The sequence below is a fragment of the Pseudomonas sp. PDM13 genome (assembly GCF_025685765.1).
Classification (GTDB): Bacteria; Pseudomonadota; Gammaproteobacteria; order Pseudomonadales; family Pseudomonadaceae; genus Metapseudomonas; species Metapseudomonas solani.
Window position 1 is genome coordinate 84,384 of sequence record NZ_JAOTQU010000008.1, and the last position, 24,398, is coordinate 108,781.

Here is a 24,398-nt window from a genome sequence, read left to right on the forward strand (position 1 = left end):
GGGCATCGACTGAAACGGGTTCAAATCCCCCCGGCTCCACCAAACGCAAAGCCCCTGAAGATCGCGAGATCTTCAGGGGCTTTTTTCTTTGGGCGCGGATCAACCCAACTCCTCCGTAGCCCGGACGCCGATCCGGGAAGCCTTCGGCACTATTCCGACCTGCATGCCGAATGGATTGAACACACTGTTGAGCGTCTGCAACGTGGGATTACTTTCGTCGTGCTCCAACTGCCGCAGGGCTCGCAACGACAACTTGCACATCTGCGCAAATCTAGCCTGCTGCAACCCGGTCACCTCCTTTCGCAGGCGCCGGACAGCTTTCCCAATGGTGATCTCACCAGAAGCCAGTTGCTGCTGCAGCTCATTCAGGATGCGATTGCGTTCGAGGATATCCATTAGACAAGCCCCCATTTAGCCAGCCGCTGCTGGAGGTTCTTCAGCGCTATCCGAGGGTGATTCATGGTCTTCGCAGGAAGCCCTTCAGCATTCAGCAGATCAGGCAGCGCCAGAAACTCCTGCGCCGCAACTCTCAGCCTCTGGAACAGCTCATCCGGATCAAGCCACTCCGACGCCTCGGCACAAGCCGCTCTCCAGTCGACCTCCCCAGCCAGCTCGACGCTTTTCGGCCATTTCGTCGTACGGGTTATGCCTTCTTCATCCATGACCATGGGCGCCAGATCATAGATCGGGGCCAATTGGATGCCCTGAGCGGTTCTGAGAATGGAAGTGTTGCGCCCATGGTTGTCCGAATTGCCCAGAATCTGGTTCAACAGGTCACGTCGAAGGTATTCAAATACCAATTCTCCAACCTGCTGCTCCTGACCCACGCCCCGCCATAGCTCAACCAGATTCCGCAGTACCTCGGAGTGCTGCATGTAGCTCCCCGCCTCGGTCACTCCGGATAACGAATACATCGACTCCACCGCAGTTCGGCCAACACCCTCAGCATTGACCTCCCGGTCGAAGCGATGCATCCAGAGGCTGGGCTTTTCACCCTCTTCCAACGCCAGCCCCTCCACAGCAATCGTATTCATACCCAGTTGCTGGATAGCTCGATAGAAGCAGTATTCGCTACGCAGGATGTCCTGATCGGTCTGGCCGGCGTTGTTACGTGCGAACTTTACAAACCAGTGCTGGATAGCATCTGCATCCGGCAACACCGCATCCGGGTGCAAGGCGCCATGCCTATCCTCCGTCAGCAGCAGCTTGGGGGCTTCACCACCCGCCCCCGTCGCACCACCAATGGCAGCGCCTTGCTCGTATGCGTATTCAAGGAATTTCGCATCCCGAGTGACGACCTCGTCTCGCGCAAAGCCCAAAACCGGGCTGCCGGCGATAGCCTCGACAGACTCCTTGATACGCAGGTTGCCAATAGGTGCGGGCACACAGCGCCCCAATAGATACAGGTCCAGGCTCAAGCCTTCTGGCCGCTTATTTCCCAAACGCTTGAGCAGAAAGCGTCTCGCAGCACCGGATGGCAGGATGTCGAAGAGAAAAGCAGGGGCCTTCCGGCCTCTCCAAGAGTCCCAACCAACGGGGCACGTCGCGCTGACGGATGTGTTCAGTCGGCTGCCGACGGCCTCTAGCGAGTCGACCAGATAATCCTGCCGATATCCGTAGGCACAACTGCCCTCCAGCCCCTCGTCCGGTTGCTCGAAGCAGAGCTCCATGGCATCACGCCATTGGCCGTCTGTATGAATCTGGAGTGTGAGGTTGTGCATATCCATCACCGGCATTTTGATGCCGAAAACTTTAGGTGTTGTGCCAATAAAAGGCAATTTAATGCCTAAAAATAATCTTCAAAGCCATAAATCGGCATTAAAATACCCAAACCATGAAAACGTAGCGCGCGTTGTACCCCCCCTTACCCCGCGAAACTGCAATGAATAATCCCTAGATATCAACTGGTTATTGGTCGGCCTCAAACGACCTCGACCCACCAAAGAAAAGCCCCTGAAGATCGCGAGATCTCCAGGGGCTTTTCTTTGGGAGTCGACAAGCCCACCTATCGCGACAGCAAGAAGTCGCGACTACGGGGAAAAACCCAGCTCCTCCACAATCAGCATCCCGCTTGGCGCTCTCACCGCCAGCTTCACCGAATCGTCCCGCACCTCCAGCACCTCGACCTCGATCCCCTGGGTCAGCAACAGCCGCATCACTTGCGTACCCAGCTTCCCATCGAGGAGGTTGATCGACACCACATCGCCCGGCCGGCAGACGCCTTCATGTAATTGCACGTGATGCACCTCCGATTTCTCCTGGGGCAGAGGACAGCACAGGGAAAGGACCAGGGCGAGAGCAAGTGGATGGCTTCGGAGAATTCCCTGTAACCAAGGAAGGCAAAGCTATGCCCGGGTGCATAGGCGCAAGCTCGTGCAATGGCATTTCAGCGAGCATTTCCCGGGCCCTGAGTTCAATACGCTCATTGGCCTCGGGACCCAGCTTCGAGCGTAACGCTTGGAATTTTCTTGCCATCGATCAGCCCTCCTCCGTATGGGCGATCAGCGAAGGGGGTAGTCCATCGACCCCGACCGCCCGTCATTCCTCCTGCTCCCTCTGCATCTCCAGCAACCGCGAAAAATCTTCGAGATTGCTACGCGACAGCTGCACCACCGCATCCATCAATGCCCCTTCCCGGTACTCGCCGAACCAGGGCCCGGGGAAGCCTTCCCGAAACGCAGCGTTATCCAGAGTGATCTCGGCGATCACCTGAACCGTGTGCAACCGCGACTCCAATCGCTCGCGCAGTTCGCGAAGGCGACGTTGTTGATGGGTCAGTGAAAGCGGATCGGGGTCATTCACTGCGAAACCTCCTTGGTTTGGCCATATCTCTGCAGCACCTCCTCCGGCACAGAAATAACCCATTTTGGGATAAACCTGAAATAGGTTTATTCAAACCACCGGCCCTCGCTCCGGTGACCCCATGAAAACCATCAACTCCCCGCCCTACCAACGTCTGCTCGAGTTGCTCATAGCAGCGCGCAACAAGTCGGGTATGACCCAGCAGCAACTGTCAGAGAAGCTGCTGCGTCCTCAGTCCTACGTATCCAAATACGAGCGCGGTGAAAGGCGGCTCGATGTGGTCGAGTTTCTGCTGGTCGTGCAGAGCCTCGGTGCGGAGCCCTTTGCGCTTTTGCGAGAGATTCAACCGCTGCTCGATCAATTCGACAGGCGTCAGGAAAACGAAATCGACTGACCCGAAAAGCAAAAAAGCGGGAGCCCCAAAAGGCTCCCGCTCTTCATTTCAGTCCCTCTTTCACCCCATCACTTATTGCCAGTCAACGCCGCATAGCTGGTCATCAGGTTGCGATAGTCCGGGATGTGGTTGGAGCACAGGGCGGCCAGGCCTTCCACGTCGTTGCGCCAGTCGCGGTGCAGTTCGCAGGCCACGCCGAACCAGTTCATCAGCTGCGCACCGGCCTGGCTCATGCGGTTCCACGCCGCGTTGCGGGTCATCTCGTTGAAGGTGCCGGAGGCGTCGGTCACCACGAACACCTCGAAGCCTTCCTCCAGGGCGGAGAGGGCCGGGAAGGCCACGCAGACCTCGGTTACCACGCCGGCGATGATCAGCTGCTTCTTGCCGGTGGTTTTGATCGCCTTGACGAAGTCTTCGTTGTCCCAGGCGTTGATCTGGCCGGGGCGGGCGATGTAGGGCGCGTCCGGGAACAGCTCTTTCAGCTCAGGGACCAGCGGGCCGTTGGGGCCGGTTTCGAAGCTGGTGGTGAGGATGGTCGGCAGCTTGAAGAACTTGGCGAGGTCAGCCAGGGCCAGGACGTTGTTCTTGAACTTGTCCGGCTCGATGTCGCGAACCAGGGAGAGCAGGCCAGCCTGGTGGTCCACCAGCAGGACGGCGGCGTTGTCTTTGTCGAGACGGTTGTAAGTGAAGTTGGTCATGGTGCGTTCCTCGCTTTTCGATGTTTGGGTGCCGGTTCGGCGTTGGCTTCTTTCGCTTCGTTGCAGTGGCTGACTGCATGTGGGAAAGATTAAATTCGGCACCCTTTCGCCGCCAGACTGCAAAAATCAGCTCTAGCGTTCTATTTAAGGAACGACAACGACACAGGCATGAAGGAAAACGGACCAGCAGTGGCTGCTGGCCCGGAAGGGCTCTACGCCCGCATCAGAGGGTGAACACCAGCCGCGACGCCGTGGCCCGGTTCCAGGCGGATTCCACCTCGGCCAGCGGCACAGCCTCGGCATCTATGGCGAGGCCCGCAGCGGGCACGGCAGCGAGCAATTGGCCGACCACCCGCACCAACCCGGCGTTGGAGAGGCTGCCCAGGCCGCTGCCCATCAGCTCCAGGCCCGAGCTGCGCAGCACGGCGCCGGGGAAGTCGATGCTGTTGCCGGAGATCGAGCCGATCTGCACGAAGCGCACGCGCGGCTCGGCCTCGCGGCTGCCGTGGCCGGATGCAGCGGCGAGGAAGGTGGCGGCCGAGGCGCCCCAGAGGTAGTCGAGCACCACGTTGGCGCCGTCGCCCTGAATGACCTCGCGGAAGCGCGCCTTCAGCTCGTCCGCCGGCAGGTCCAGCGGGATGGCCGCATCGGCACCGAGGCCGTCCAGGGTGCGCAGGCTGTCGGCGTTGCGCCCGGTGACGGTGATGCGACCAGCGCCGAGGTAACGGGCCACCTGGATCGCCAGGCGCCCGGACGCACCGGTGGCGCCGTTGATCAGCACGCTCTCACCGGGCTGGAAACGCGCCCGGTCGATCAGCGCCGCCCAGGACGACATGCCGGGGTTGGCGATGGCCGCTGCGGTGACGTCATCCACCCCATCGGGCACCTCAACCAGGTTCGCCGCGGGCACCACGCTGTACTCACCCATGGCGCCGTAAAGCGGGCGCGGGAAGGCGAAGTACACCCGCCGCCCATCCTCCAGCTCTCCGACCCCGTCCACACCCGGCACCAGCGGCAGCACCTTGCCGCTGCTGTAGTGCCGGCCAGAGGCCTGCGCCTTCACCAGCTGGCTCAACGCCGCCGCGCGGACACGCACCCGCACTTCCCCCTCGCCCGCCTCGGGGGTGGCGAAATCGGCGTAGCGCGGTGCTTGGTTGAAGTCATGGACGACGGCAGCTTTCATGGCGGGCTCCGGAGCTAGGCGGGGAAGAGGGGCATGCTAATCCCGCCCCTCCTCCGCCGGAAGATCACGGATCGCGCCTGTGAGTGGGTGAACGGCGACTATCGGCATACAATTCCTGCACCAAGCAGTGCTATCCGCCACCCAGGCTTGCCTGCCGATCACGAATGAGCCCGCCATGAAAGCCACCTCCGATGAGCTCCAGCATTTCGTCAGCGTCGTCGAGTGCGGCTCCATCAGCGCCGCCGCCGAGCACCTGGGCCTGACGCCTTCGGCGGTGAGCCGCACCCTGTCGCGCCTGGAAGATAAGCTGGCCACCACCCTGCTGAACCGCACCACGCGGCGCATGGAACTGACCGAGGAAGGGCGCTTCTTTTTCGACAGCGCCAAAGAGATCCTCCAGCAGATGGAAGCCCTGGAAGAGCGCCTGGCCCTGCGCCAGCAGAAGCCCGCCGGGCGCCTGCGCATCAACGCTGCGTCACCGTTCATGCTGCATGCGGTGGTGCCGCATATCGGCGGCTTCCGCGAGCTGTACCCGGACATCCAGCTGGAGCTGAACACCAACGACCAGATCATCGACCTGCTGGAGCACCGCACCGACCTGGCCATCCGCATCGGCCCGCTGAGCGACTCCACACTGCACGCTCGGCCCCTGGGCGCCAGCCGCCTGCACCTGGTGGCGAGCCCGGATTACCTGGCGCGCCACGGCATGCCCGACAGCGTGGAGGCCCTCAAGGCCCATCGCCTGCTGGGCTTCACCCAACCGGAAAGCCTCAACCAGTGGCCGGTGCGCCATATCTGCGGCAACCAGCTGTCGGTGCAGCCGAACCTGCGTGCCTCCAGCGGCGAAACCCTGCGCCAGCTGGCTCTGGCCGGCCAGGGCATCACCTGCCTGGCGAGCTTCATGACCGATCAGGACCTGGCCGAGGGCCGCCTGGTGGCGGTGCTGGCCGAGCACATGAGCGACTACCGTCAGCCGATCCATGCGGTGTACTACCGCAACTCGCAGCTGGCCCTGCGCATCCAGTGTTTTCTCGATTTCATCCAGGCGCGCCTGACTGGCGCCCGGGCCTAGCACAGATCAACCCGCCTTTGGGACGCGGCTCCCGGGCGCGAAAGCCGTGAACCCCGGGTCTGTCAGACCATTCTCAGCCGCGCAGCGCGATGCTGCCGCGCAGCATGTCCAGCAATGCATCCACCAGTTGCTCGGCCTGTTCGGCCAGGGGGAAGCGCCCGGGCGCCAACAGCCAGTGGGCCTGGAGGCCGTCGATATACGCGTGCAGCGTTACTGCGGCGCGGGTGCAGTCCAGCCCCTCGGGGAGCTGCCCCCTGGCCACCGCGTTGGCGAGGGCGCGGGCAATGCGTTGGTCACATTCCAGGCTGAAACTCTGCATCTTCTGCCGCAGGTCGCCCAGCTCGTCGGTGAACTCGCATTTGTGCTGGAGTATCTCGCTGATGCGCCGACTACGCGGGTCCAGCTCCACCCGCTTGAGCAGCCGCACCAGCAGTTGGCGCATGCGACCGAGGGGGTCGGGCTCGTCCTCGCTCTCGCTGGCGCGGGCCAGCTCCTCCAGCGGGGTGCGCAGGCGCTCGTGCATGGCCTGGAAGACGTCGACCTTGTTCTGGAAGTGCCAGTAGATGGCCCCACGGGAGACGCCCGCCCGGGCGGCGATATCCGCCAGGGAGGTACGTGAGACGCCCTTGTCGTAGAACACCTGTTCGGCGGCATCCAGGATCTGGACACGGGTCGCTTCGGCTTCTTCTTTGGTTCGTCTAGCCATGCAGGTGACTCTGAGGGTGGGGACAGCAGCGAAAGAAAGCCTCACCCTCGACACATTATCTGACAGAGAGATGAGAAGATTCGTTTACAAACGTTCACGTACGTAAGTATATTCGTTAGCTGACTAAACAATCCACCCACGCTCCCTGCATGGGTACCGCCCGCCCGGGCAAACGTATCGAACGAGGTCTTTTCAGATGCAGAAGAAGCCAGCCTTCGCAGCTATGGTTTCCGCCGTCGCTCTGGCTACGCTCACACTCGCCGGCTGCAAGGAGGCCTCCGCGCCGCCGCCCGCGCAGACACCTCAAGTGGGCATCGTCACCCTGAAATCCGAGCCCTTCACGCTCACCGCCGAGCTGCCGGGCCGCACCACCGCGTTCCGCATCGCCGAAGTACGCCCGCAAGTGGACGGCATCATCCAGAAGCGCCTGTTCAAGGAAGGCTCGGAAGTGAAGGCCGGCCAGCAGCTCTACCAGATCGACCAATCCGTGTACCAGGCGACCTTCAAGAGCGCCGAGGCGACCCTAGCCTCCAGCCGCTCCCTGGCCGACCGCTACAAGGACCTGGTGACCGACCAGGCCGTCAGCCGCCAGGCCTACGACGAAGCCCAGGCCGCGCGCCTGCAGGCCGAGGCCGCCCTGGAGAAAGCCCGCATCGACCTGCGCTACACCAAGGTGCTGGCGCCGATCTCCGGCCGCGTCGGCCGCTCCAGCGTCACCGAGGGCGCCCTGGTGAACAACGGCCAGGCCACCGCCATGGCGACCATCCAGCAGCTGGACCCGATCTACGTCGACGTCACCCAGCCGACCAAGGACCTGCTGCGCCTGCGCCGCGACCTGGAGAGCGGCCAGCTGCAGAAGGCCGGCGACAACGCCGCCAAGGTCAAGCTGATGCTGGAAGACGGTAGCGAATACAGCCACGAAGGCACCCTGGAGTTCTCCGAGGTGTCGGTGGACGAGGGCACCGGCTCGGTGACCCTGCGCGCCGTGTTCCCCAACCCCGACCACGACCTGCTGCCCGGCATGTTCGTGCACGCGCAGCTGAGCTCGGGCGTGAACCAGCAGGCCATCCTCGCGCCGCAACAAGGCGTGACCCGTGATCTCAAGGGCCAGGCCACCGCGCTGGTGGTCAATGCCGAGAACAAGGTGGAGCTGCGCCAGCTGGAAGCGGACCGTACCGTCGGCGATCGCTGGCTGGTGACCAAGGGCCTCAACCCGGGTGACAAGCTGATCACCGAAGGCCTGCAGTTCGTCCGCCCCGGCGCCGAAGTGAAGACCGCCCCCGCGACCAACGTCGCCGAATCGAAGTCGGTGGATCCCGACCTGGCGAAAAGCCAATAAGGAGCGTCTTCCATGTCGAAGTTCTTCATCGACCGGCCGATCTTCGCCTGGGTGATCGCGCTGGTGATCATGCTCGCGGGCGGCCTGGCCATCCTCAAGCTCCCGATCAACCAGTACCCGAGCATCGCCGCGCCCGCCGTCGGTATCCAGGTGTCCTACCCCGGCGCCTCGGCGCAGACGGTGCAGGACACCGTGGTACAGGTGATCGAGCAGCAGCTCAACGGCATCGACGGCCTGCGCTACATCTCCTCGGAGAGCAACTCCGACGGCAGCATGACCATCACCGCCACCTTCGAGCAGGGCACCAACCCTGACATCGCCCAGGTGCAGGTGCAGAACAAGCTGCAGCTGGCGACCCCGCTGCTGCCGCAGGAAGTGCAGCAGCAAGGCATCCGCGTGACCAAGGCAGTGAAGAACTTCCTGCTGGTGATCGGCGTGGTGTCTGTGGACGGCTCCATGGACAAGAACGACCTGTCCAACTACATCGTCTCCAACATGCAGGACCCGATCTCGCGCACCAAAGGTGTGGGCGACTTCCAGGTGTTCGGCTCGCAGTACGCCATGCGCATCTGGCTCGACCCCTCGCGCCTGAACAACTACCAGCTGACCCCGGTGGACGTGAAGAGCGCCATCCAGGCGCAGAACGTGCAGGTGTCCTCCGGCCAGCTCGGCGGCCTGCCCGCCTCCCCCGGCACCCAGCTCAACGCCACCATCATCGGCAAGACCCGCCTGCAGACGCCCGAACAGTTCGGCGCCATCCTGCTCAAGGTCAACCGTGACGGCTCCCAGGTGCGCCTGCGCGACGTCGCCCGCATCGAGCTGGGCGGCGAGAACTACGCCATCAGCGCGCAGTTCAACGGCAAGGCCGCCTCGGGCATGGCGATCAAGCTGGCCACCGGTGCCAACGCGCTGGATACCGCCAAGGCGATCCGCGCCACCATCGACCAGTTGAAGCCCTTCTTCCCCGCCGGCATGGAAGTGGTGTTCCCCTACGACACCACCCCGGTGGTCTCGGCCTCCATCGAAGGCGTGGTGCACACCCTGGGCGAAGCCATCGTGCTGGTGTTCCTGGTGATGTTCCTGTTCCTGCAGAACTTCCGCGCCACCATCATCCCCACCCTCGCGGTGCCGGTGGTGCTGCTCGGCACCTTCGGGGTGCTGGCGATGTTCGGCTTCACCATCAACACCCTGACCATGTTCGCCATGGTGCTGGCCATCGGCTTGCTGGTGGACGACGCCATCGTCGTAGTGGAGAACGTCGAACGGGTGATGGCCGAGGAAGGCCTGTCGCCGCTGGAAGCCACGCGCAAGTCCATGGGGCAGATCCAGGGCGCACTGGTGGGCATCGCCCTGGTGCTCTCGGCGGTGTTCCTGCCGATGGCCTTCTTCGGCGGCTCCACGGGCGTGATCTACCGCCAGTTCTCCATCACCATCGTCTCCGCCATGGCGCTGTCGGTGCTGGTGGCCTTGGTCTTCACCCCGGCCCTCTGCGCCACCATGCTCAAGCCCATCGCCAAGGGCCACCATGCGCCCAAGCGCGGCTTCTTCGGCTGGTTCAACCGCACCTTCGACCGCAGCGTGAACGGTTATGAGCGTGGCGTGCGCGCCATCCTCAAGCGCAAGACGCCGTACATCCTGATGTACCTGGTGATCGTCGCGATCATGGCCTGGCTGTTCACCCGCATCCCCACCGCCTTCCTCCCCGAGGAAGACCAGGGCGTGCTCTTCGCCCAGGTGCAGACCCCGGCCGGCGCCAGCGCCGAGCGCACCCAGGTGGTGGTCGACCAGATGCGCGAGTACCTGCTGGACAAGGAGAAGGACACCGTCAAATCCGTGTTCACCGTCACCGGCTTCAACTTCGCCGGTCGCGGCCAGAGCTCAGGCATGGCCTTCATCATGCTCAAGCCCTGGGAAGAGCGCCCCGGCGCCGAGCACAGCGTGTTCTCCCTGGCCCAGCGCGCCCAGCAGCACTTCTTCAGCTTCCGCGACGCGATGGTCTTCGCCTTCGCCCCGCCGGCAGTGCTGGAGCTGGGTAACGCCACCGGCTTCAACTTCTTCCTCCAGGACCGCGCCGGCGTCGGCCACGAGCAGCTCAACGCCGCCCGGGACAAATTCCTCGAACTGGCTGGCAAGAACCCGGTGCTGACCCGCGTGCGCGCCAACGGCCTGTACGACGAGCCGCAGTACCAACTCCAGATCGACGACGAGAAGGCCCGTGCCCATGGCGTCTCCCTGGCGGACATCAACAACACCGTGTCCATCGCCTGGGGTGCCAGCTACGTCAACGACTTCATCGACCGTGGCCGGGTGAAGAAGGTCTACCTGCAAGGCGTACCGGAGGCGCGGATGAACCCCGACGACCTCGGCAAGTGGTACGTGCGCAACGACCAGAACGAGATGGTGCCGTTCAGCGCCTTCGCCTCCGGCGAGTGGGTCTACGGCGCGCCGAAACTGGCCCGCTACAACGGCGTGCCGGCCATCGAGATCCTCGGTGAAGCGGCGCCCGGCCACAGCTCGGGCGAAGCCATGGCGGCAGTCGAGGAGATCATCAAGCAACTGCCGGCCGGCGTCGGTTACTCCTGGACCGGGCTGTCCTACGAGGAGCGCCTCTCCGGTGCCCAGGCGCCCGCGCTCTACGCGCTGTCGCTGCTGGTGGTGTTCCTCTGCCTGGCGGCGCTGTACGAGAGCTGGTCGATCCCCTTCTCGGTGATGCTGGTGGTGCCCCTGGGTATCCTCGGCGCGCTGCTGTTCACCAGCATGCGCGGGCTCTCCAACGACGTGTTCTTCCAGGTGGGCCTGCTCACGACCATCGGCCTCTCGGCGAAGAACGCGATCCTCATCGTCGAGTTCGCCAAGGAGCTGCACGAGCAGGGCATGAGCCTGTTCGACGCGGCCATCGAGGCGTGCCGCATGCGCCTGCGCCCGATCATCATGACCTCGCTGGCGTTCATCCTCGGCGTGGTGCCCATGGCCATCTCCAGCGGCGCCGGTTCGGGCAGCCAGCACGCCATCGGTACCGGCGTGATCGGCGGCATGCTCACAGCGACGGTGCTGGCGATCTTCTGGGTCCCGCTGTTCTACGTACTGGTCTGCTCGCTGTTCAAGGACAAGCGCAGCAAAGACGAACTGACCAAGGAGGCCGCCGAATGAGGCAGTCCCTGCTGTCCCTCGCGGTCGCCAGCGTCCTGCTCGGCGGCTGCTCGCTGATCCCCGACTACCAGCGCCCCGAGGCGCCGGTGGACGGCGCCTGGCCCCTGGGCGAGGCCTATACCGCCAATGCCAGCGGCGCGCAGACCACCACCGCCGCGGTGGACCTGGGCTGGCGCGAGTTCTTCAAGGACCCGGCGCTGCAACGCCTGGTGGAAACCGCCCTGGCCAACAACCGCGACCTGCGCGTCGCCGCGTTGAACATCGACGCCTACCGCGCGCAGTACCGCATCCAGCGTTCCGAGCTGTTCCCCAGCATCTCGGCCGATGGCAGCGGCACCCGCCAGCGCCTGCCGGCGGACCTGTCCAGCAGCGGCCGCGCCACCACCAGCGGCCAGTACTCGGCCACGGTGGGCGTCAGCGCCTGGGAGATCGACTTCTTCGGCCGCCTGCGCAGCCTCAACGAGCAGACCCTGGAGCAGTACTTCGCCAGCGAGGAAGCCCGTCGCAGCACGCAGATCAGCCTGGTGGCCAGCGTCGCCAACGCCTACCTGACCCTGCAGGCCGACCAGTCGCTGCTCACCCTGACCCGCGACACGCTCAAGACCTACCAGGAAAGCTTCGCCCTCACCCAGCGCAGCTTCGACGTCGGCGTCGCCGATGCCCTGGCCCTGAGCCAAGCGCGCACCGCCGTGGAAAGCGCCCAGGTCACCCTGGCGCAGTACAGCCGCCTGGTGGCCCAGGACCGCAACGCCCTGGCCCTGCTGCTGGGCAAGGGCGTACCCGGCGACCTGCCGCAAGGCGAGGTGCTGGGCGACGACCAGCTGGCCGAAGTGCCCGCGGGCCTGCCCTCCGAGCTGCTGCAACGCCGCCCGGACGTGCTCCAGGCCGAGCACCAGCTCAAGGCCGCCAACGCCAGCATCGGTGCCGCGCGCGCTGCGTTCTTCCCCAGCATCAGCCTCACCGCCAATGCCGGGACCAAGAGCGCCGAGCTCTCCGGCCTGTTCGACGGTGGCTCCGGCAGCTGGCTGTTCCAACCGCAGATCAACCTGCCGATCTTCACCGCCGGCCGCCTCAAGGCGAACCTCGACTACGCCGAGGTGCAGAAGGACATCCAGGTGGCGCAGTACGAGAAAGCCATCCAGACCGCCTTCCAGGAAGTCGCCGACGGCCTCGCCGCCCGCACCACCTTCGAGGAGCAGCTCACCGCCCAGCGCAACCTGGTGCGCACCTCCGAGGACTACTACCGCCTGGCCGAGCGGCGCTACCGCACCGGCGTGGACAGCTACCTGACCCTGCTCGACGCCCAGCGCCAGCTGTTCAGCGCGCGCCAGCAACTGATCAGCGACCGCCTCAACCAGCTCACCAGCGAGGTCAACCTGTACAAGGCCCTCGGCGGTGGTTGGAACGAGAGCACCGGCAGTGCCCAGGCGGCGCCGGCCAACCCGCAAACCTGATTCGCGTGTCCAGGCCCATGGATTGGGCCACCCTTGCTGCGCGAGGCCCCCATCAAGCTTGATGGGGGCTTTTTTATTGGCGGCGGGAAACACGGCCCGCCCCAACTTGATGCAGGACTGTTCGATCGGTCAGGTACGCGCACCCAAATCCGTGCACCGTCAAGTTCCCCACAAGTCGGAAAAACCAACGGGTCACATAACAACCACTTGAAACATCGGGGTTTATCCCGATAATCCGGCGCCCGGGGAAGGTGTCGGAGAAAACTGGCTCCTTTCTTGCTCTGGCAGCCAAGCCTGACCAGTCAGACAACTTCTACATAGATAGAAAGATAACTAAGCACCAGGAGCCCAACCCGAATGAACCGTACCCTCTCCGCTCTCGCGCTCGCCGGTGGCCTGCTGGCCTGCGGCCAAGCCCTGGCCGACGGCCCCCTGCTGTGGCAGAACAACAGCGTCACCTACCTCTACGGCAAGGATTTCAAGGTCAACCCGGAAATCCAGCAGACCTTCACCTTCGAGCACGCCAGTGGCTGGACCTGGGGCGACCTGTTCATCTTCGCCGACCAGATCAACTACAACGGCAAGGCCGACGCCAACGCGGGCAACAACACCTACTACGGTGAAATCCAGCCGCGCCTGTCCTTCGGCAAGCTGTTCGACCAGAAGATCGCCTTCGGCCCGGTGACAGACGTGCTGCTGGCCGCCACCTACGAGCGCGGCGAGAACCGCAACCAGAACTACCTGGTCGGCCCGGGCTTCGACCTGGCCATCCCCGGCTTCGACTACTTCCAGCTGAACTTCTACTATCGCAAGCCCGACGGCATCACCAACAACCCGTCCGGCCAGTGGCAGGTCACCCCGGTGTGGTCGTACACCCTGCCGGTGGGCAACTCCGACATCCTCATCGACGGCTTTATGGACTGGGTCTGGAACAACAAGGACGCCACCAGCAGCCGCCCGAACGACCTGCACGCCAACCTGCACTTCAACCCGCAGATCAAGTACGACCTGGGCAAGGCCATGAACCTGGGCGCCAAGCAGCTCTACGTGGGCGTCGAGTACGACTACTGGAGCAACAAGTACGGCATCGACGACGACAGCTTCCTCGGCGACGACATCCTCGGCGGCACCGACCAGAACACCGCCAGCCTGCTGGTCAAAGTGCACTTCTGATCCAGCCCCTCCCCGTCGCCTCCACGGCGACGGGGCACCTCGCGCGTCGGGCTCGTGCCCGCGCCGGGTTCGGTGATATGTTTGCCCGGCTTCAGTCCGTGCAGCCCGAGGGATCGATGAGCAGTAACCGCAAGATCGGCATCCGCATCAAGAACACCGAGAAGATCCTCCTGGCCGCCGAAAAGGTCTTCGCCGAGCGAGGCTTCGCCGCCACCTCCATGCAAGACATCGCCCAGGAAGTCGGCCTGCCCAAGTCCAACCTGCACTACTACTTCGCGACCAAGGAAGACCTCTACCGCGCCGTGCTGCAAAGCCTGCTGGAAGAGTGGGAGCAGGACGGCACCTGCTTCGAGATGTTCGACGACCCCAGCGTCGCACTGACCAGCTACATCCGCGCCAAGATGAACCGCTCGCGCACCCGCCCCCACGGCTCCAAGGTCTGGGCCGCCGAAGTCATCCACGGCGCCCCGCAGCTCAAGGAAGCCCTCGACGGCCCCCTCTACGACTGGGCCAAGCTCAAGGAAGAAAAGATCCGCCAGTGGGTCGAGAGCAAGCGCATCCTCCCGGTCGAACCCTCCAGCCTGCTGTACATGATCTGGGCCTCGACCCAGCACTACGCCGACTTCGACCACCAGGTGATGGTGCTCAACAACCACCAGCCGCTGAACGACCAGCAGTTCGAACGCGCCGTGCAGACCGTCACCGCCGTCATCCTCCGCGGCATCGGTCTGGCGACTTAGAAGCAAGCTGCAAGCTGCAAGCGGCAAGAAAGGGCTCTGAGTGGCTGGGAGTGGGTGCCCAGCCTATGCATGTGAGGGGCTTGGATAGCTGGAAGCCGGAAGCCGGAAGCGTGAAGCTGGAAGAAGAGCCCAAGCGTGGCTGGGAGTGGGTGACCCCCGTAGGGTGGGCCGGGCGGCGCTCCGCTTCAGCCCACCAGCGACGTTACCGGTGGGTTGAAGGCGGAGTCGGGCAAGAGCCAGGATGGTCACGTCGTAGCGCCCAAGCGCCGCATCGATAGGTTTCGCTCCCCTCAGGATGCCGCAGCAGCCACAACCCCGCGTAGGGTGTGCCGCGCGCACCGAGAACGCCCCGCGCCCCCAGAGTCCACAGTGAGCCACCAAGGGCTGCGCAGCGAAGAGCGGTGGGCTGAAGCCCACCCTACGAATTACGAATCCTCAGGTCACCGACGCTTAGAAGCAGTGGCAAGCTTCACGTTGCAAGCGGCAAGAAAGAGCTCTGAGTGGCTGGGAGTAGGTGGCACCCGTAGGGTGGGCCGGGCGGCGCTCCGCTTTAGCCCACCAACGATGTTACCGATGGGCTAAAGCCCAGCCCCCTGCCCCCACCCAATCGATAATCAGCTCAAATCACAGCCACTCGGCGTCGCCCAGGTGCTGGTGGGTTTCTGCGCCTTGACGCTGGCCGGCACGCTGATGCCCACGGCGCTGGTGCCGATCAGGCTTTCCAGCTCGGAGATGCTCTTGATGTAGCTGTTCAGGCTGCCCAGGCCAGCCTGGTTGGGGATGTACCAACTGATGGCCTTGGTCTGCCCGGTGGCGGTATCGGTGGTGACGATGGTCTTCCAGAAGTAGTCCGGCGTGCGGATGCCGTGGGACGACAGGAAGTAGTCGTTGGAGGTGTCGTTGTAGACCACCCCGCCATACACATACACGGTGGCCAGGTCGCGGTAGCACTCGGCGACGTTCTCGGCGGCCACCCAGATGCCCTGATTGAAGCTGGCCACCTGCGGCACGATGTTGCTCATGTAGTTGGCGCGCTTGATGTAGGTGGCGTTGTAGTCCATGTGATTGGAGGTCACCAGGTGGCCACGGTCCCAGCCCGATACCACACTGGCGTAGGACGAGGTGCTGGTCTGGCCGGCGCAACCGCTAGGCAGGTCCGGGTCAAGGTAGAAGGACGAAGGCCGCGCCGCCGAACCGGTGTCGGTGGTCAGCACGTACTCGTAACGCAGGGCGGTATGGTTGTCGCAATCGTAGGTGAGGTTGTAGCCGCCCTTGCTCAGGGTGACGGTGGCGGCAAAGGCCGAGGTGAAAGGGACGCAGAAAAGCGACAGCAGGAGGGCGATACGTTTCATTGCTTTTTCTTCCTTGCAGGTGCGGGCCTCCCACGGCGGGAAGCGCTCGGGTGGAAAAAATGAAACCAGGCGATGTCTGTTGCGATTGATCTACGGCTGGGCGCCCAGGGCGGGCGCACCGTGCGGTGGGCTGCACGGCGGTGTACTGGCGGCCCGGCAGCACAGGGGAGCACTACCGGGCCGGTCAGTCACCGGGGGGAGACGATAACCTGTCTCTAGTGACAGGTTCATGAAACCTAGAGCAAGGAATACGGCACTGGCAAGCGCGCCAATATCTCGATCAAGTATCTGATTTTTATTGAAATAATATTTTTATCACCAATATGGTGAGCACGATTCCAAATTGACGCACAGGTCAATTAACAGGAAAAACTGCCGAGAGCCCTTGCCCGTCAGGCAGTTGCCAGCGCCCGAAGCGGGTTTGCCGGAAGTCAGGCAGGAAGGGATGCACCAGTTCGGAACCTGTTCGAGCAGTCAGAAACCACGACTGCATCACAGCTGCGTAGGGGGTGCGCCGGGATCGGCAAGGGGAAGAAGGGCGAGCCCTCCAGAACAGGAGGGCCCGGGATGGATCAGTTGCCGGCGGGCGCCATCATGGCGTCGACGCTTTCACCGCGTGGGCGGCTCAGCTGCGGCAGCAGGGAGCCCAGCAGCATGCCCAGCACGCTGAACAACAGGCCCGCCAGTTGCGGCGGCCAGAAGTCGGTTTCCTGGTAATTCATCTCCAGGAACACCCAGGAGGCCAGGCCGAAGCCGATGGCGGTCAGCGCGCCCTGGGTGGTGGCGCGCTTCCAGAACAGCCCGGCGAACAGCGGCACCACGGCTGCGACCAGGGTCACCTTGTAGGCGTTGCCAACCATCTCGTAGATGCTCGCGTCCGAATACAGGGCGAACAGCGAAGTGGCCACCGTCATGCCCAGCACGCTCAGGCGCATGGCGAGCAGGAACTGGCGGTCGTCCATATCCGGCAGGAAGCGCTTGAGCACGTTCTCGGTGAAGGTCACCGAAGGCGCCAGCAGGGTGCCCGAAGCGGTGGACATGATGGCCGAGAGCAACGCGCCGAAGAACATCACCTGGGCGAACAACGGGGTGCGTTCCATGATCAGGTGCGGGAGGATCATCTGCGCATCTTCCGCCAGCCACTTCTGCACCATCGCCGGGTCGATCATCGAGGCCGCATAGGTGAGGAAGATCGGCAGCATGCAGAAGCCCAGGTAGAAGCAGGCGCCGGCCATGGAGGCACGCGCGGCGATGTTCTCGGTCTTGGCCGACATCACCCGGGCGTACACGTCCTGCTGCGGGATGGAGCCGAACATCATGGTCACCGCCGCGCCGAGGAAGGCGACGATGTCACGGGGTTCGAAGCCGTGCATGAAGGCGAACTTGCCCTCGCTGGCGGCGTGGCTGATCACCACCTCGGCGCCACCGGCCATGTCGCCGATCAGCCAGGTCAGGTACAGCAGGCCGGCGACGATGATGATCATCTGCATGAAGTCGGTCAGCGCTACCGACCACATGCCACCGAACAGGGTGTACAGCAGCACGATGCCGGTGCCGATGAGCATGCCCTGGGTGGTGGTGATGGAGCCGTCGGACAGCACGTTGAACACCACGCCCAGCGCGGTGAGTTGCGCCGCCACCCAGCCCAGGTAGGAACCGATGATCACCAGGCTGGTGATCAGCTCGACATTGGGCCCGAAGCGCTTCTTGAAGAAGTCGCCGATGGTCAGCAGGTTCATGCGGTACAGCGGGCGGGCGAACACCAGGCCCACCAGCATCAGGCAGCCGAAGGAGCCGAACGGGTCCTCGATGATCCCGGCGAAGCCTTCCTCGATGAAGGTGGCGGGGATGCCCAGCACTGCTTCGGAGCCGAACCAGGTGGCGAACACCATGGCCGCCACCAGCGGGAAAGACATGCTGCGGCCGCCTGCCGCGAAATCCTTGGAGTTCTTGACGCGAGTGGAAGCGTAGAAGCCGACACCGACGGTGATCAGCAGGTAGACCGCAACAAACCAGATCAGCATTTGTTAGTTCCAGTGGCTCGCCCGTCGTCTGGCCTGCCGGACCTGTGTCCACCCAGGGTCGCCGCGACTGACAGAATTTTTGTTTTAGGCGCGTCACAACCGGGCGGGGACAACCGTCATGGCTTCAAGGGCCCTGTACGGCAACCGCGACTACCTGCCGCAACGGGCGAGCAGTCTGCCAAAGCCGTCAAATATGTCAAACAGTTACAAGCCAACTGATTACAAAAAACGACAGACGCACCTTCGGATTGTCGGACAAACCATTGATGCACCGATCATTTCTTCGCCAGCGCCGCCTCATCAGTTCCTTATTTTTTACAGGAGGCGTTGCAAAAGCAGAACAGCAGCCAGCCCGCCAAAGCTCTGCTAGCCTCCTCCAGTCATCCATGGAGCCGCTTCATGCACGCCCTGAGCCCTGAACAGACCCGCGCCTACCTGGCCCACATCGACCAGCCGGCCCCCACCCTCACCGACCGCGCCACCCTCGACCGCCTGATCAAGGCCCACTTGGACCGGGTCGCTTTCGAGAACGTCGACGTCCTGCTCGACCGCCCCATCTCCATCGACGCCGAGGCGGTGTTCGCCAAGGTGGTGGAGCGCAGCCGTGGCGGTTACTGCTTCGAGATCAACGGCCTGTTCGGGCGCCTGTTGCTGGCCCTGGGCTTTCGCGTCACCCCGCTGGCGGCGCGGGTGCGCTGGGGCTTGCCGGACGATGCGCCGCTGACCATCACCTCGCACCTGCTGCTGCGGGTGGACCTGGACGACGGCCCGGTCATCGCCGATGTCGGCTTCGGCTCCGCCAACCCCACCCGCTCGCTGTCCCTGCAGGGCCACGAGGACCTCGGCGAGCTGCCCTTCCGCCTGCTCCCGCCGGACGCCGGGCACGATGATCATCAACTGGAAACCTTCCTGGGCGATGCCTGGGTGCCGGTTTATCGCTTCGACCTGCAGCCCCAGCACTGGGTCGATTACGTGCCACGCAACTGGTACACCTCGACCCACCCGGACAGCATCTTCCGCCAGATGCTGGTGGCCGCCCGCACCCAGGGCACGGAGCGCCTGACCCTGCGCAACGGCACCTTCAACCGCCGCGCCGCCGACGGCCAGGTGACCCAGCGCCTGCTGCAAAGCGCCGACGAAGCCATCGCCGTGCTGCGCGAGCACTTCCTGCTGGGCATCAGCGAAGAGGAAGAGCCCCGGCTGCGCGAACGCCTGGACGGCCTGCTGCGCGGCTGACGGCCCGTGGCTACTCGGCGGGCTGTACGCTGGCGCCCTCGTCGGCCTTCTTCTCGCCGGGCTTCTTGCCCTCGCGCGAGTGGTGCTCGATCACAGCGTTGAGTTCGGCGCCGAACAGCAGCACCGCCGCCGAGATGTACAGGTAGAGCAGCAGGATGATGATCGCGCCGATGCTGCCGTACATGGCGTTGTAGGTGGCGAAGTTCTTCGCGTAGTAGCTGAAGCCCATGGATGCCACCAGCCACACCAGCACCGCCAGCACCGAGCCGGGCGTGATGAAGCGGAACTCCTGCTTCACATCCGGCAGCAGGTAGTAGACCGACGCCACCACCATCATCAGCAGCAGCACCGCCACCGGGATGCGCAGCCAGTTCCACAGCAGCACCACCACATCCTCGATGCCGAGTTGCCCGGCCAGCCAGTTCATCACCTGCGGCCCGGTGACCATCAGCCCCGCCGCCGCCAGCAGGAAGGCCGCCACGCCCACGGTATAGAGCACCGACAGCGGGATGCGCTTCCAGGTCGGGCGCCCCTCCTCCACGTCATAGGCGCGGTTCATCGCATCCATGCTCGAGCGGATGGCCGATGACGACGACCACAGCGCCACCACCGCACCGATGGAGAACAGCCCAGGCTTCTGCGTCTGCAGCTGCTCGATGGCGGGCAGCACCAGGTCCATCGCCGCGCCCGGCAGCACCAGCGTCGCCTGGGCCTGCAGCCAGTCGAAGAACTCGGGCAACTCGAGGAAGCCGATCACCGCGATCAGCAGCAACAGGAAAGGGAACAGCGAGAAGAACATCTGGAAGGCCAGTGCCGAAGCGTAGGTCGGCAGTTCGTCATCGATGAACTCGGTCACGGTGCGGACCACGATGGTGCGCCACCCGACATTCTTCAGCCCCAGAGAACGGATCATCTGCCTGCTCGCTTGTTTTCATCCCCATACAAGGGCAATGGACGGCCAGAGCGGCCATTGAGTTCAGGCAACGCGCCTGGCGCGCGCCTTCCGACGGACGGCAATAGCCCCTGGGATAGACGCCGCCGCTCCGCTTGGCAGCCGGAAATCCCTGGCGGAACGCCCCTTCGCGACGCCGTCCCGTGGGCTACTTTCGTCGGAGAACGCGGAATGAACGGCGTCTTCGCCGGTCTCTAGCGGTGCACCACCTGCACAAATCGGACGTACGCCATGACCCCAATCATCCGCTCCACCTTGCGCCTCGCCAGTTGCCTGCTGCTGATGCTGGGCCTCTCCGCCTGCAGCACCCTGGCCCCGCGCGACCCGGTGCGGATCGACCTGGTGGGCATGGAGCCGGTGCCCGGGCAGGGCCTGGAAATGCGCTTCATGGTCAAGCTGCGTGTGCAGAACCCCAACGACACCGCCATCCACTACAACGGCATCGCCCTCGATCTCGACATCAACAACCAGCCCCTGGCCAGCGGCGTCAGCGACCAGGCCGGCGAAATCCCGCGCTTCAGCGAAGCCCTGGTCAGCGTCCCCGTAACGATCTCCGCCTTCTCCGCCATGCGCCAGGCCTGGGGCCTGGCCAACAGCCACGACACCGGTCGCCAGCCCGGCGTGCCCTACACCGTGCGCGGCAAGCTCGGCGGCGGCTTCTGGAACACCGTGCGCTTCAACGAAGCCGGCCTGCTCAGCCTGCCGGAACCCGCGACGGTGTATTGATCAGCGCCGATCGCGAGTAAAAATCCACGTTCTTAGAACGTGGCTTTGCTTTTGGCCCCCTGGAAGGGGGCGCAATCAGACCTCGGAGCATGCAGCCGCCGCTCACTTCGGACGTAGGGTGTGCTGCGCGCACCTCGGACTCGCCGGAAGCACCGCGCGGAGGTGCGCACGGCACACCCTACGACACGCGCTCATCCTGCTGGGCTCTCAACTCAAATCGTCACAGGCAGAGCCGATGACTCATGACCACGCCCTAAAAACGTGGTTTCCCAAGCTCAAATGAATTCGCTGCCACGGGCGATGCCCCGTAGGGCGGGTGAAACCCGCGAGAACCGCGCATCGAAGAACGCCGTCTGCGAGAGCTATTCACCCATTACCAGCGCCATCAGCCAGGAGGTCGCCTCGATCATGTCCACCTCGTCGGTGTCGATCTCGCAGTCGGCATCGATGGGGGCTTCGTAGGGGCTGTCGAGGCCGGTGAAGTTGCCGATGCGGCCCTGCATCGCTGCGTGGTAGAGGCCCTTGGGGTCACGGCGAGCGCAGGTCTCGAAGCTCGTACTGACGTAGACGCAATGGAACTCATCGACGCTGAACAGCGCCCGTGCCGCCTCGCGGTCAGCGTGGAACGGCGAGATGGCGGCGACTATCACCACCAGCCCCGCATCCACCATCAGCCGCGCCACCTCGGCGATGCGCCGCACGTTCTCGTGGCGCGCTGCATCGTCCATGCCCAGGTCGCGGCACAGGCCGTTGCGCAGGTTGTCGCCATCGAGCACGAAGGTGTGCAGGTTGCGCGCGTTGAGTTCCACTTCCAGGGCGTTGGCCAGGGTGGATTTGCCGGAACCGGAAAGCCCCGTCAGCCAGATGCAGCAGGGCCGCTGGTGCTTGATCGCCGCCCGTGCCGCGCGTGGAAGCACCAGGTTGTAGGGGCGGATCCAGGGCAACAGGGCTGAAGGGGCGTGCTTATGCATAGCCGAGCAACTCGTAGTCACGTTGATAGACCTGGCGCACGATCTGCCGCGTGCGTGCCGTGCAGATGTCCTTTATCGGCAGCGCCTCGCGCCGCAGAGAGGCATTGGAGTGAGGCAGCGTCCGCTCGCAGCCCAATCGTTCGCAAAGTAAGGTGAAATCTCGTCCGAGATGCTCCTGGTAACCGATGAAGTCCAGCGCCAGATGGCCGAGGGAGTCCATCAGGAAATCAGTCTGCGGGGCGAAATGAATCTGTCTTCGCACATTTTCCGGGTGTACCCACCGTGCAACGAAATCATCAAAGTCACGGTAGTTACCAACCAACTGCTTGGCCGCACGATGCCGTGGGCGCAACTCGTTGCCACGGAGATAGGTATAAGCCGAGAAGGCGCGCTCCAGTGGGTCGCGCACGAAGCTGAACTTGAAAGCGGTGGCGTACTCAGCGGGAAACTGCTTCTCGTACCAGTACAGTGGCAAATGCCCGGCGCGCCAGCCGCCAAACAGCGCATCCCCTACACTGGAGCCAGCACACTTGGGTACGTGGATGAACAAGCAACCCTGGCGTCGGAACGCCTCCGGGTAGCGCAGGTTCCCGGACATGGCACGGTTGACAGCGGAACGGTCGACCACCGATATCCGCTCAAGAAGAAATGCCCGCTGCGACTTCGGCATAAGCTTCCATAGAATCCGTTGAAACATCGGCTTCCCCTTGCAAGAACAGCAAACATATGGCTGATCCCCACAGCCCTCCTAGGTTACGGGCGTGGTTTACCTGCGGCAGGCTAGCAAGACGATCACTTGAAAATATTTAGCCTTGGTCAAGCCAGTAAGCAAGCGGATACAAACGCCATCATTGCGCCACTCCCGACAGCGACCGTTAAAACCTTATATAATCTGCGGTCTTTTTTTCACCCGATTGCGAGATACGCCGTGAGCACCCTGCCCCCCTGCCCCCAATGCAACTCCGAATACACCTATGAAGACGGCCAGAACCTGGTCTGCCCGGAGTGCGCCCACGAATGGTCCGCCAACGCCGCCGACGCGCCGGTAGATGAAGGCAAGGTGATCAAGGATTCCGTCGGCAATGTCCTGCAAGACGGCGACACCATCACCGTGATCAAGGACCTCAAGGTCAAAGGCTCGTCCCTGGTGGTGAAGGTCGGCACCAAGGTCAAGGGCATCCGCCTGGTGGATGGCGACCACGACATCGACTGCAAGATCGACGGCATCGGCGCGATGAAGCTGAAGTCGGAATTCGTGCGCAAGGTCTGAGCCCTTCTCAGGCAGCAAAAAGCCCGGCATATGCCGGGCTTTTTCATGCCTGCGGTAACCACCGTCTTAACACCAGGTCACTCGCCCGGGCTGAAATGCCCCATGAAGATCACCTCCTTGATCTCCCGCATGTAGGGCTGGAAGCGCGGGTCGGCGCCGTTGAAGGCACGGGCCGCGCTGAGGGCGTTTTCATGGGAGGACCACTCGGCGAGGTCGGCGAACACATGGCTGCCTTCCACCGAGATGAAGCTGCGGAAGCCGATGAAGCCGTCGCAGGTCTTCAGCGCCTCGCGCACACCGGCGCGAATCTCGGCGATACGCTCCTCGCGACCGGGTTTCGTCTTGAACAGCACCAGTTCCAGTACCGTTGAATCTTGCATGGTGATCGCCCCTCCGCTGGTTGAGAGGAGCAGCCTATGCGCCCTCTGCTGACAGCGTTCTGTCAGTGGCCTGCGCCTCCTGCTTCTGCATCTCGCAACTGCGGTGGTGCATGTAGCTGTCGAGGCCGAGGCCCGGCGGTAGCGGCGGTGCATCGGCCAGGCGCGCCAGGTTGCGGATGCGGTCGACACGGAAGTCACGGTACTCGCCGCGCAGCACGCACCAGGCGCCCACCGTCCACTTGCCCACCCAATAGAACAGCCCGAGGGGGAAGATCACCCGCTGCGAGGCGCGTTCGTCCAGGCTCAGGTAGTCGATGCGCACCGCCGCCTGCTCGCCGATGGCGCGACGCAGGCTGTCCCAGTGGCGCAACTGCTCCGGGGTGAAGGGGCTGACGAAGGCCCGCACCGGTGCGCTTTGCGGGTCGAGGGCATGCTCGGGCACCACTGCCTGGATCTTGCTCAGCAACGAGCGCGCGGCATCGGCCATCTCGTCGCCCACGGTGCGCGACAGCAACTCCACACCCAGCAACAGGGCATCCAGCTCGTCGCGGTTGAGTGCCAGGGGCGGCAGCTCGAAATGCTCGTCCAGCGCATAGCCCACGCCGGCCTCGCCGTAGATCGGGATGCCGCTCAGGGACAGGTCATCGACATAGCGATAGATGGTGCGCGTGGAAACCCCCAGCCGTTCCGCCAGGCGCTGGGCGGTGATGGGCTGGTGGGTACGGATCAGGTTGACGACCTGGAACAGGCGATCGGCCTTGCGCATGGAAGGGAGC

The 24,398-nt window shown here is 63.8% G+C and carries 24 protein-coding genes; 10 read left to right on the forward strand and 14 right to left on the reverse strand.

Annotation, left to right across the window (positions count from 1 at the left end):
• Nucleotides 1–99: 99 nt before the first annotated feature.
• From OEJ36_RS10820 to OEJ36_RS10835, 4 genes are all read right to left on the reverse strand, one after another.
• Nucleotides 100–396, reverse strand: a complete 297-nt coding sequence (locus tag OEJ36_RS10820; RefSeq protein WP_263401525.1) for a helix-turn-helix domain-containing protein — start codon at nt 394–396, stop codon at nt 100–102.
• The gene (locus tag OEJ36_RS10825) at nt 396–1,721 is read right to left on the reverse strand and encodes a type II toxin-antitoxin system HipA family toxin (RefSeq protein ID WP_263401526.1); all 1,326 of its coding nucleotides are present in this window, start codon (nt 1,719–1,721) and stop codon (nt 396–398) included. The genes OEJ36_RS10820 and OEJ36_RS10825 overlap by 1 nt, the downstream gene beginning before the upstream one ends.
• A 309-nt stretch (nt 1,722–2,030) precedes the next feature.
• On the reverse strand, nt 2,031–2,237 hold the full coding sequence (locus OEJ36_RS10830; RefSeq protein WP_263401527.1) for a carbon storage regulator: 207 nt from the start codon (nt 2,235–2,237) through the stop codon (nt 2,031–2,033).
• A 301-nt stretch (nt 2,238–2,538) separates the two neighbouring features.
• Nucleotides 2,539–2,802, reverse strand: a complete 264-nt coding sequence (locus OEJ36_RS10835) for a hypothetical protein (protein ID WP_263401528.1) — start codon at nt 2,800–2,802, stop codon at nt 2,539–2,541.
• 121 nt (nt 2,803–2,923) lie between these two features.
• On the opposite strand from OEJ36_RS10835, the gene OEJ36_RS10840 reads away from it, so the two are divergent.
• Entirely contained in the window at nt 2,924–3,196 is a 273-nt protein-coding gene (locus tag OEJ36_RS10840) for a helix-turn-helix domain-containing protein (RefSeq protein WP_263401529.1), read from the forward strand.
• A gap of 68 nt (nt 3,197–3,264) precedes the next feature.
• Here the strand turns inward: OEJ36_RS10840 and ycaC are convergent, their stop codons facing one another.
• Both ycaC and OEJ36_RS10850 read right to left on the reverse strand, forming a co-directional pair.
• Nucleotides 3,265–3,894, reverse strand: coding sequence for an isochorismate family cysteine hydrolase YcaC (gene ycaC / locus OEJ36_RS10845; RefSeq protein ID WP_263401530.1), 630 nt, complete (start codon nt 3,892–3,894; stop codon nt 3,265–3,267).
• 223 nt (nt 3,895–4,117) lie between these two features.
• Nucleotides 4,118–5,077, reverse strand: a complete 960-nt coding sequence (locus OEJ36_RS10850) for a zinc-binding alcohol dehydrogenase family protein (protein ID WP_263401531.1) — start codon at nt 5,075–5,077, stop codon at nt 4,118–4,120.
• Nucleotides 5,078–5,252: 175 nt separating this feature from the next.
• Here OEJ36_RS10850 and OEJ36_RS10855 point away from each other — a divergent pair, with 175 nt between their 5' ends.
• On the forward strand, nt 5,253–6,149 hold the full coding sequence (locus tag OEJ36_RS10855) for a LysR family transcriptional regulator (RefSeq protein WP_263401532.1): 897 nt from the start codon (nt 5,253–5,255) through the stop codon (nt 6,147–6,149).
• A 73-nt stretch (nt 6,150–6,222) separates the two neighbouring features.
• On the opposite strand, the gene OEJ36_RS10860 is transcribed toward OEJ36_RS10855, so the two are convergent.
• Entirely contained in the window at nt 6,223–6,855 is a 633-nt protein-coding gene (locus OEJ36_RS10860) for a TetR family transcriptional regulator (RefSeq protein WP_263401533.1), read from the reverse strand.
• Between the two features lie 196 nt (nt 6,856–7,051).
• Here OEJ36_RS10860 and OEJ36_RS10865 point away from each other — a divergent pair, with 196 nt between their 5' ends.
• The 5 genes from OEJ36_RS10865 to OEJ36_RS10885 all read left to right on the forward strand — a co-directional run bounded on the left by OEJ36_RS10865 (nt 7,052) and on the right by OEJ36_RS10885 (nt 14,711).
• Entirely contained in the window at nt 7,052–8,194 is a 1,143-nt protein-coding gene (locus OEJ36_RS10865; RefSeq protein WP_263401534.1) for an efflux RND transporter periplasmic adaptor subunit, read from the forward strand.
• Nucleotides 8,195–8,206: 12 nt separating this feature from the next.
• The gene (locus OEJ36_RS10870; protein WP_263401535.1) at nt 8,207–11,344 is read left to right on the forward strand and encodes an efflux RND transporter permease subunit; all 3,138 of its coding nucleotides are present in this window, start codon (nt 8,207–8,209) and stop codon (nt 11,342–11,344) included.
• On the forward strand, nt 11,341–12,798 hold the full coding sequence (locus OEJ36_RS10875) for an AdeC/AdeK/OprM family multidrug efflux complex outer membrane factor (protein ID WP_263401536.1): 1,458 nt from the start codon (nt 11,341–11,343) through the stop codon (nt 12,796–12,798). The genes OEJ36_RS10870 and OEJ36_RS10875 overlap by 4 nt, the downstream gene beginning before the upstream one ends.
• A 357-nt stretch (nt 12,799–13,155) precedes the next feature.
• Nucleotides 13,156–13,971 carry an outer membrane protein OmpK gene (locus tag OEJ36_RS10880; RefSeq protein ID WP_263401537.1) on the forward strand — a complete coding sequence of 272 codons (816 nt, stop codon included), beginning with the start codon at nt 13,156–13,158 and terminating at the stop codon, nt 13,969–13,971.
• A gap of 116 nt (nt 13,972–14,087) precedes the next feature.
• A complete protein-coding gene (locus tag OEJ36_RS10885; RefSeq protein WP_043247406.1) occupies nt 14,088–14,711 on the forward strand; it encodes a TetR/AcrR family transcriptional regulator in 624 nt (207 codons plus the stop codon).
• A 614-nt stretch (nt 14,712–15,325) separates the two neighbouring features.
• Here the strand turns inward: OEJ36_RS10885 and OEJ36_RS10890 are convergent.
• Both OEJ36_RS10890 and OEJ36_RS10895 read right to left on the reverse strand, forming a co-directional pair.
• Entirely contained in the window at nt 15,326–16,063 is a 738-nt protein-coding gene (locus tag OEJ36_RS10890) for a DNA/RNA non-specific endonuclease (protein WP_263401538.1), read from the reverse strand.
• 572 nt (nt 16,064–16,635) lie between these two features.
• Nucleotides 16,636–18,087 carry a sodium:solute symporter family protein gene (locus OEJ36_RS10895; RefSeq protein WP_043245962.1) on the reverse strand — a complete coding sequence of 484 codons (1,452 nt, stop codon included), beginning with the start codon at nt 18,085–18,087 and terminating at the stop codon, nt 16,636–16,638.
• Between the two features lie 399 nt (nt 18,088–18,486).
• Here OEJ36_RS10895 and OEJ36_RS10900 point away from each other — a divergent pair, with 399 nt between their 5' ends.
• Entirely contained in the window at nt 18,487–19,323 is an 837-nt protein-coding gene (locus OEJ36_RS10900; protein ID WP_263401539.1) for an arylamine N-acetyltransferase family protein, read from the forward strand.
• Nucleotides 19,324–19,333: 10 nt separating this feature from the next.
• Here OEJ36_RS10900 and OEJ36_RS10905 read toward each other — a convergent pair whose 3' ends face one another.
• Nucleotides 19,334–20,236, reverse strand: a complete 903-nt coding sequence (locus OEJ36_RS10905; RefSeq protein WP_263401540.1) for a YihY/virulence factor BrkB family protein — start codon at nt 20,234–20,236, stop codon at nt 19,334–19,336.
• Nucleotides 20,237–20,506: 270 nt separating this feature from the next.
• Between OEJ36_RS10905 and OEJ36_RS10910 the strand changes: the two genes are divergently transcribed.
• Nucleotides 20,507–21,001 carry an LEA type 2 family protein gene (locus OEJ36_RS10910; RefSeq protein ID WP_263401541.1) on the forward strand — a complete coding sequence of 165 codons (495 nt, stop codon included), beginning with the start codon at nt 20,507–20,509 and terminating at the stop codon, nt 20,999–21,001.
• Between the two features lie 362 nt (nt 21,002–21,363).
• On the opposite strand, the gene cysC is transcribed toward OEJ36_RS10910, so the two are convergent.
• Complete coding sequence (cysC, locus tag OEJ36_RS10915; protein ID WP_263401542.1) at nt 21,364–21,972, reverse strand: adenylyl-sulfate kinase; 609 nt, start codon at nt 21,970–21,972, stop codon at nt 21,364–21,366.
• Complete coding sequence (locus tag OEJ36_RS10920) at nt 21,965–22,669, reverse strand: sulfotransferase family protein (protein ID WP_263401543.1); 705 nt, start codon at nt 22,667–22,669, stop codon at nt 21,965–21,967. Before OEJ36_RS10920 ends, cysC begins: the two co-directional genes overlap by 8 nt.
• 231 nt (nt 22,670–22,900) lie before the next feature.
• Between OEJ36_RS10920 and OEJ36_RS10925 the strand changes: the two genes are divergently transcribed.
• Nucleotides 22,901–23,242 (forward strand): zinc ribbon domain-containing protein YjdM, encoded by a 342-nt coding sequence (locus tag OEJ36_RS10925; protein WP_263401544.1) that lies wholly within the window; start codon nt 22,901–22,903, stop codon nt 23,240–23,242.
• 77 nt (nt 23,243–23,319) lie between these two features.
• Here OEJ36_RS10925 and OEJ36_RS10930 read toward each other — a convergent pair whose 3' ends face one another.
• Nucleotides 23,320–23,622: an antibiotic biosynthesis monooxygenase family protein gene (locus OEJ36_RS10930; protein WP_263401545.1), complete on the reverse strand. Its 303-nt coding sequence runs from the start codon at nt 23,620–23,622 to the stop codon at nt 23,320–23,322.
• A 34-nt stretch (nt 23,623–23,656) separates the two neighbouring features.
• Nucleotides 23,657–24,388, reverse strand: a complete 732-nt coding sequence (locus OEJ36_RS10935; RefSeq protein ID WP_263401546.1) for a helix-turn-helix transcriptional regulator — start codon at nt 24,386–24,388, stop codon at nt 23,657–23,659.
• Between the last annotated feature and the right edge of the window lie 10 nt (nt 24,389–24,398).

Coding starts and splice junctions, on each gene's coding strand:
- OEJ36_RS10930 (WP_263401545.1), bottom strand. CDS start 23,622: ATGCAAGATTCAACGGTACTGGAACTGGTGCTGTTCAAGACGAAACCC.
- OEJ36_RS10900 (WP_263401539.1), top strand. CDS start 18,487: ATGCACGCCCTGAGCCCTGAACAGACCCGCGCCTACCTGGCCCACATC.
- OEJ36_RS10920 (WP_263401543.1), bottom strand. CDS start 22,669: ATGTTTCAACGGATTCTATGGAAGCTTATGCCGAAGTCGCAGCGGGCA.
- OEJ36_RS10850 (WP_263401531.1), bottom strand. CDS start 5,077: ATGAAAGCTGCCGTCGTCCATGACTTCAACCAAGCACCGCGCTACGCC.
- OEJ36_RS10885 (WP_043247406.1), top strand. CDS start 14,088: ATGAGCAGTAACCGCAAGATCGGCATCCGCATCAAGAACACCGAGAAG.
- OEJ36_RS10820 (WP_263401525.1), bottom strand. CDS start 396: ATGGATATCCTCGAACGCAATCGCATCCTGAATGAGCTGCAGCAGCAA.
- OEJ36_RS10910 (WP_263401541.1), top strand. CDS start 20,507: ATGACCCCAATCATCCGCTCCACCTTGCGCCTCGCCAGTTGCCTGCTG.
- OEJ36_RS10895 (WP_043245962.1), bottom strand. CDS start 18,087: ATGCTGATCTGGTTTGTTGCGGTCTACCTGCTGATCACCGTCGGTGTC.
- OEJ36_RS10890 (WP_263401538.1), bottom strand. CDS start 16,063: ATGAAACGTATCGCCCTCCTGCTGTCGCTTTTCTGCGTCCCTTTCACC.
- OEJ36_RS10865 (WP_263401534.1), top strand. CDS start 7,052: ATGCAGAAGAAGCCAGCCTTCGCAGCTATGGTTTCCGCCGTCGCTCTG.
- OEJ36_RS10855 (WP_263401532.1), top strand. CDS start 5,253: ATGAAAGCCACCTCCGATGAGCTCCAGCATTTCGTCAGCGTCGTCGAG.
- cysC (WP_263401542.1), bottom strand. CDS start 21,972: ATGCATAAGCACGCCCCTTCAGCCCTGTTGCCCTGGATCCGCCCCTAC.
- ycaC (WP_263401530.1), bottom strand. CDS start 3,894: ATGACCAACTTCACTTACAACCGTCTCGACAAAGACAACGCCGCCGTC.
- OEJ36_RS10825 (WP_263401526.1), bottom strand. CDS start 1,721: ATGCACAACCTCACACTCCAGATTCATACAGACGGCCAATGGCGTGAT.
- OEJ36_RS10880 (WP_263401537.1), top strand. CDS start 13,156: ATGAACCGTACCCTCTCCGCTCTCGCGCTCGCCGGTGGCCTGCTGGCC.
- OEJ36_RS10875 (WP_263401536.1), top strand. CDS start 11,341: ATGAGGCAGTCCCTGCTGTCCCTCGCGGTCGCCAGCGTCCTGCTCGGC.
- OEJ36_RS10840 (WP_263401529.1), top strand. CDS start 2,924: ATGAAAACCATCAACTCCCCGCCCTACCAACGTCTGCTCGAGTTGCTC.
- OEJ36_RS10870 (WP_263401535.1), top strand. CDS start 8,207: ATGTCGAAGTTCTTCATCGACCGGCCGATCTTCGCCTGGGTGATCGCG.
- OEJ36_RS10905 (WP_263401540.1), bottom strand. CDS start 20,236: ATGATCCGTTCTCTGGGGCTGAAGAATGTCGGGTGGCGCACCATCGTG.
- OEJ36_RS10860 (WP_263401533.1), bottom strand. CDS start 6,855: ATGGCTAGACGAACCAAAGAAGAAGCCGAAGCGACCCGTGTCCAGATC.
- OEJ36_RS10935 (WP_263401546.1), bottom strand. CDS start 24,388: ATGCGCAAGGCCGATCGCCTGTTCCAGGTCGTCAACCTGATCCGTACC.